Origin of the sequence: Lysinibacillus zambalensis, assembly GCF_040183165.1 — a bacterium.
Classification (GTDB): domain Bacteria; phylum Bacillota; class Bacilli; order Bacillales_A; family Planococcaceae; genus Lysinibacillus; species Lysinibacillus zambalensis.
The window spans coordinates 1-407 of the sequence record NZ_JBEGDG010000118.1 but is presented as its reverse complement, the minus strand read 5'-3'; the positions used below and the strand labels follow the sequence as shown (position 1 = coordinate 407).

Sequence of the window (407 nt, the reverse complement as noted above, 5' to 3'; positions counted from 1 at the left end):
GCATTCGCCGTGCGCCCTTAATAACTTAACCAAGTTATTAAGCCTATAAAAACTTAAAAAATAAATGTGTTTGTTACTATTTCAATGTCGTTTTATCCAGTTTTCAAAGAACAATAATTGGTGGAGCCTAGCGGGATCGAACCGCTGACCTCCTGCGTGCAAGGCAGGCGCTCTCCCAGCTGAGCTAAGGCCCGAATACTAATCGATCGAGGACTTAACCAAAATGTTTGAAACATTCAATGCACCGTTTATCCAGTTTTGAAAGAACAAGAAAGTTTTTAAAAAAAGCTTGCAATTATAACGAAATGTGTTATAATAAATCTTGTCTTTAAAATAGTCTAGTGATGATGGCAAAGAGGTCACACCCGTTCCCATACCGAACACGGAAGTTAAGCTCTTTAGCGCCG

At 39.6% G+C, this 407-nt stretch carries 1 rRNA gene; it reads left to right on the top strand.

From position 1 onward, the window contains the following. Positions 1 to 337: 337 nt before the first annotated feature. Positions 338 to 407: ribosomal RNA gene (gene rrf, locus ABNX05_RS26270) — 5S ribosomal RNA — on the top strand; the annotation flags it as partial.